The 5,455-nt window shown below is 59.9% G+C and carries 5 protein-coding genes; 1 reads left to right on the top strand and 4 read right to left on the bottom strand.

The annotated features are described in order from the left end of the window. The coding region (locus ABYV26_RS19720; protein ID WP_372683067.1) for a galactose-1-phosphate uridylyltransferase at positions 1–734 on the top strand (734 nt) is incomplete at its 5' end. A 61-nt stretch (positions 735–795) separates the two neighbouring features. Here the strand turns inward: ABYV26_RS19720 and ABYV26_RS19715 are convergent. From ABYV26_RS19715 to ABYV26_RS19700, 4 genes are all read right to left on the bottom strand, one after another. Next, on the bottom strand, positions 796–2,334 hold the full coding sequence (locus ABYV26_RS19715) for a 2-isopropylmalate synthase (RefSeq protein WP_372683066.1): 1,539 nt from the start codon (positions 2,332–2,334) through the stop codon (positions 796–798). 67 nt (positions 2,335–2,401) lie between these two features. Beyond that, positions 2,402–4,063, bottom strand: a complete 1,662-nt coding sequence (cimA, locus tag ABYV26_RS19710; protein WP_372683065.1) for a citramalate synthase — start codon at positions 4,061–4,063, stop codon at positions 2,402–2,404. Positions 4,064–4,130: 67 nt separating this feature from the next. After that, a complete protein-coding gene (gene ilvC, locus ABYV26_RS19705; protein ID WP_372683064.1) occupies positions 4,131–5,183 on the bottom strand; it encodes a ketol-acid reductoisomerase in 1,053 nt (350 codons plus the stop codon). Positions 5,184–5,287: 104 nt separating this feature from the next. Further along, positions 5,288–5,449 carry a hypothetical protein gene (locus ABYV26_RS19700; protein WP_372683068.1) on the bottom strand — a complete coding sequence of 54 codons (162 nt, stop codon included), beginning with the start codon at positions 5,447–5,449 and terminating at the stop codon, positions 5,288–5,290. Positions 5,450–5,455: the final 6 nt, after the last annotated feature.

The raw sequence follows: 5,455 nt of genomic DNA, 5'->3' as shown, positions 1-5,455 counted from the left end.
TGTTTCCCAACCTGTTCCCATACGGCGCCTATTCTGCGGTGAGTCTGTTCGACAACTCCCACTTTGTGGAGATCGGCACGGCCGTCGAAAGCAGTTACACGGACTGCCTGGTCAATTGTGCCGACTATTTAACGCGGGTGCAACGGCACGACCCATCAGCGATACATATGGCGATCACCCAGAACCACCTGCCGTCGGCAGGGGGTTCCATGGTCCACCCCCACCTTCAGGTTCAGGCCGATCGGATCGGCGCCAATCACCAGCGTGTTCTCTACGAGCTGGCCCTGACTCACTGGCATGCCCGTCGGCGGGGGCTGTTTAGTGATTATGCCGCCCATGAACTCAGGGCAGGGGAACGATACATCGGCAGAACCGGTCCGTGGGTGTGGATGGCGGCTTTTGCGCCGGAAGGGTTTTACGAGATCTGGGCTGTCTGTCCGGGAAAAACCTCCCTGGTGGCGCTGGACGAAAAGACCTGGCGCCATCTGGCCGCAGGCATGATCCGGGTTCAACAGCTCTACCGCAGTCTGAACCGCAACGGGTACAATTTCGGCCTGATTTCCGTGGAAACACCACACAGCCCTCTGGAGTTGCGCGCCGTTATGGTGGTTCGCGCCAACTACGCCCCCTGGACCCGAAGCGACCACACCGGCTTCGAGGTCATATTGGGGGACATGGCCACCTTTACCGCTCCGGAAGAGACCGCACGACTGGCCCGCGCCTTCTGGCATTGACAGCCACGGTATTTTTCAGTCTCTGACATCGGTTATCCGACATCAGTCGTCGTCCCCGGATCTACAGCGTCTGCGATGCCTTTATCGGGTGTGCTTTGAGATACTCCAGGCGGTTCAACCCGTTGATGTAGGCCTTGGCGCTGGCGGTGATGATGTCCGGATCGGAACCGCGGCCCAGGGCCATCAGGCCGTTTTCACGCAGGCGCACGGTCACCTCACCCTGGGCATCGGTACCCCCGGTCAGGGCGCTGACGGTAAAGCGCAGCAGTTCGGCTTTGGCATTGGTCAACTCGGCGATGGTATTGTATGCCGAGTCGATGGGGCCGTTGCCGTAGTTGGCGCCCTGAACGGAGCGGCCGTTGATGGACAGCCGCACACTGGCCATGGGCAGTACCGTGGTCCCACAGGTGACGTGGAGGTATTCCAGTGAGAAAACTTCGGCGGACCTGAGCACGCCCTCGGTAACCAGGGCTTCCAGGTCTTCATCCATGACGTGCTTTTTCTTGTCGGCCAAGGTCTTGAACTGTTTGAAGACCGTTTTCAGCTCATCGTCGGACAGGTCGTAGCCCAGGGTTTTCAGGTGCGTGTACAGGGCGTGGCGGCCCGAGTGTTTGCCCAGGACCAGCTGGTTGCGGCTCAAACCGATGGTCTCCGGCCTCATGATCTCATAGGTCATGGGGTTTTTTAACATGCCGTCCTGGTGAATGCCGGCTTCGTGGGCGAATGCGTTGGCACCCACAACCGCTTTGTTGGGCTGGACCATAATGCCGGTAATCATGCTCACCAGGCGGCTGGTGGAATAGATGTGCTGGGTCTTCAGGCCGGTGTCGAACGGCATGAGGTTCCGGCGGGTGTGCAGGGCCATGATCACCTCTTCTAAGGAGGTGTTGCCCGCCCGTTCGCCGATGCCGTTGATGGTCACTTCGGCTTGCCGGGCCCCGGCGTTGATGGCGGAAATGGTATTGGCCGTGGCCAGCCCCAGGTCATTGTGGCAGTGGACGCTCAACGTGGCCTTGTGCATGTTGGCGGTGTTGGCCATCACATACCTGACCATCTCCTCGAACTCCTGAGGGATGGCGTAGCCCACCGTGTCAGGCAGGTTGATCGTTGTGGCGCCGGCTTCGATGGCCGCACCGAACACCTTGCACAGGTAGTCCCGGTCGCTGCGGGAGGCGTCCTCGGCGGAAAATTCCACGTTGTCGGTGAAGCCCTTGGCATACTTGACCGATTCCACGGCCGCGTTGAGCACCTCGTCCCGGGACATCTTCAGCTTATAGTCCAGGTGAATGTCCGACGTGGCGATGAAGGTGTGAATGCGGGGGTTTACCGCATGCTTGATGGCACCCCAGGCCTGGTCGATATCGCTCTTGTTGGCCCGCGCCAGGCCGGCCACCTGGGTGGTCTTCAGCCGTTTGGCGATTTCCGATACGGCCTCGAAGTCTCCTTCGGAGGCGGCAGGAAAGCCCGCTTCGATAATGTCTACGCCCAGCTTTTCCAGTTGGACGGCCAGCCGCATCTTCTCATTGGTGTTCATGCTGGCGCCGGGACTCTGTTCACCGTCCCGCAAGGTGGTGTCGAATATTTTAATGCGCTCGGTCATAGTTTTTCTCCTTGATCAGTAGGGTTGGGTCCGGTGGCTTCCGATCTCCGTTTAACGAGCCCCGGCCTCAGGCGTTGAACGACAGGGGCCAGCCCGGCTTTGGATCTTCCACCTTACTGTTTGGGGAAGGGTTCTTGCGCTGGTGGGCTTCCTTGGCCAGCTTGAACTGAAAGCTGTCCGCCAGGGCCTGCCAGCTGGCTTCGATGATGTCCTCGGAAACGCCGATCGTGCTCCAGATCTGGTCCTGGTCGCGGGATTCCACCAATACGCGGACTCTGGCCTCCGTGCCCTCCCGTCCGTCCACCACGCGCACCTTGAAGTCCACCAGTTTCATCGTGTCCAGGTCAGGGTAGAAGTTGCCCAATGCCTTTCTCAGGGCATTGTCCAGGGCGCTCACCGGACCCAGGCCCTCGGCGGCGGTGATCTCGTGGCTGTCCCCCACCGAAATTTTGATGGTGGCATGGGCCGAGCAGGGCAGGTCCTTGTCCTTTTCGATGGTCACCCGGAAGGACTCCAGATCGAACAGGGGCTTGAACTGTTCGGTGAATTTCTCCAGCATGATCTGAAAGGATCCGTCGGCCACGTCGAACTGGTAGCCCTCGTCCTCCATCTGCTTGATGGCGGCAACGATGGCCTTGCTGTCACTCCCGTTGGCGCCCAGGTCCACGCCCATCTCCTTGGCCTTGTACTCCACGTTGCTCTTGCCGGCCAGGTCGGACATGAGCACCCGGCGCTGGTTGCCCACGGTTTCCGGATCCATGTGTTCGTAGGCCCGTGATTCCTTCATGATGGCGCTGACGTGAATGCCGCCTTTGTGGGCGAATGCGCTGCGTCCCACGAAGGGGCGGGAGTTCAGCGGAACGATGTTGGCCGTTTCGCTGACAAACCGGGAAAGGCTTTTCAGCCCGGCCAATTTATCCTGCGGGATGCAGGGCCGGTTCATCTTGGTGCTGAGAACCGGGATGATGGTGGTCAGGTCGGCGTTGCCGCAGCGCTCCCCGTAGCCGTTGATGGTGCCGTGAACCATGACGGCACCGCAGTTGATGGCGGCGATGGCGTTGGCGGCGGCCATGCCGCAGTCGTTGTGGGTATGGATGCCCAGTTTCAGATTCCCCGCATCGCCGAACCGCCGTTTCAAATCATTTGACACGGACTGGACGATGGTTTCAATTTCCTGGGGCAGGGTGCCCCCGTTGGTATCGCACAGGACCAGGAAATCGGCGCCGGCGTTCCAGGCGGCGGACAGGGTCTCCAGCGCATAGTCCGGGTCATCCTTGAATCCGTCGAAAAAGTGTTCGGCGTCGTAGATCACTTCCCGGTCGCTGGCTTTGAGGAAGGCGACGCTGTCGGCGATCATGGCCAGGTTTTCTTCAAGGGTGTTGTCCATGATGGACTGCACGTGAAGGGCCCAGCTTTTGCCGAATATGGCCGCTGCCGGTGCGTCGCTGTTCAGGATTGCTTTCAGGTTGGCATCGTCGGCGGCCTGGATGCCGGGCCTGCGAGTGGATCCAAAGGCCGTGATTCGGGCGGTCTTGAAGCGCTCCCGCTTGGCCAGATCGAAGAAGCGGATGTCCCGGGGGTTGGATCCGGGCCAACCGCCCTCGATGTAGTGGATCCCCATGTCATCCAACCGCATGGCGATCTTGAGCTTCTCGTCGGCCGTAAAGGTGATGTTTTCTCCCTGGGTGCCGTCTCTCAAGGTGGTATCGTAGATTAGGATCGTTTCCATGGCTATTCTCCTGGCACTTTAATGTCGCCGGGGTCGGGCCGAAGATGCCGGCCGGATCCCCTGGCGTCTATTGGCGCCGGTTTTCCGGTCTGAGGGCACGAACCGCGGCACCTGTCCGCCACATCTCCGAATCGTGGATGACTTTGAGTTCCGCATCCAACCGCTCCCGGTAATCCGGGGCGCTGTTGCATTCCAGGGTCCGGCGTGTCTCTTCACCGGTGACCACGCTTTGGTACAGTCGATCGAATACCGGCGCGACTGCATCACGAAAGCGGGGGGCCCAGTCCAGGGCGCCGCGCTGGGCGGTGGTGCTGCAATTGGCGTACATCCAGTCCATGCCGTTCTGGGCCACCAGACGAATCAGGCTCTGGGTCAACTCTTCCACCGTCTCGTTGAAGGCCTCGCTGGGGCTGTGGCCGTTTTTACGCAGTACCTTGTACTGGGCTTCCATGACGCCGGCCAGGCAACCCATGAGCACGCCGCGCTCACCGGTGAGGTCACTGTGGACCTCCTTTTCAAAGGTGGTGGGAAACAGGTACCCGGAGCCGATGGCGATGCCCAGGGCGATGGTGCGCTCCCGGGCCCGTCCGGTATAGTCCTGGTGAACGGCAAAACTGGAATTGATGCCGCTGCCGTCTAAAAAGTTAGAGCGCACCGTGGTTCCCGAACCTTTCGGCGCCGCCAGGATCACATCCACGTTTTCCGGTGGGACGATCCCGGTCTGGTCCCGGTAAACGATGCCGAAGCCATGGGAAAAATAAAGCGCATCGCCTTCGTGGAGGCAGGCTTTGATGGTGGGCCACATGGCCACCTGTCCGGCATCGGAGAGCAGGTACTGGACCACGGTGGCTTTTTGGGCGGCCTCCGCGATGGGGAACAGGGTTTTTCCGGGTACGAAGCCATCGGCCACGGCCTTGTCCCAAGAGGCTGACCCTTCCCGTTGGCCCACGATGACAGCGATGCCGTTGTCGCGCATATTCAGCGCTTGGCCCGGTCCCTGGACCCCGTAACCGAGTACGGCCACGATTTCTTTTTCAAGCAGTTCGCGTGCTTGCTGGAGGGTGAATTCCTCCGCGGTGATCACTTCTTCAGTCGTTCCGCCAAAATCGATATGAGCCATCTGGTACTCCTTGATTTCATTTTAATTCCGGCATGTTGTATTTAATTTCCTGCCAGAACGGTTTAATGGATTGCCGCATGCCCCAGCGGCATGCAAGCGACGGATCAGTGGGGCTCCCTGAACAAGGCGATGGTTCCTGTCCGGGCAATCTTCTTGATGCCCATGGGTTTAAGCAGGTTGATCAGGGCCTTCATCTTCGCTTCGGTCCCGGTAGCTTCAATAATATAGTACTCGGGACCGACATCCACCACCTTGCACCTGAAAATATCGAC

The sequence above is a fragment of the Desulfosarcina sp. genome (assembly GCF_041551955.1).
GTDB lineage: Bacteria > Desulfobacterota > Desulfobacteria > Desulfobacterales > Desulfosarcinaceae > Desulfosarcina.
The sequence above is the reverse complement of the archived record's forward strand: the minus strand, read 5'-3'. Positions and strand labels throughout refer to the sequence as shown.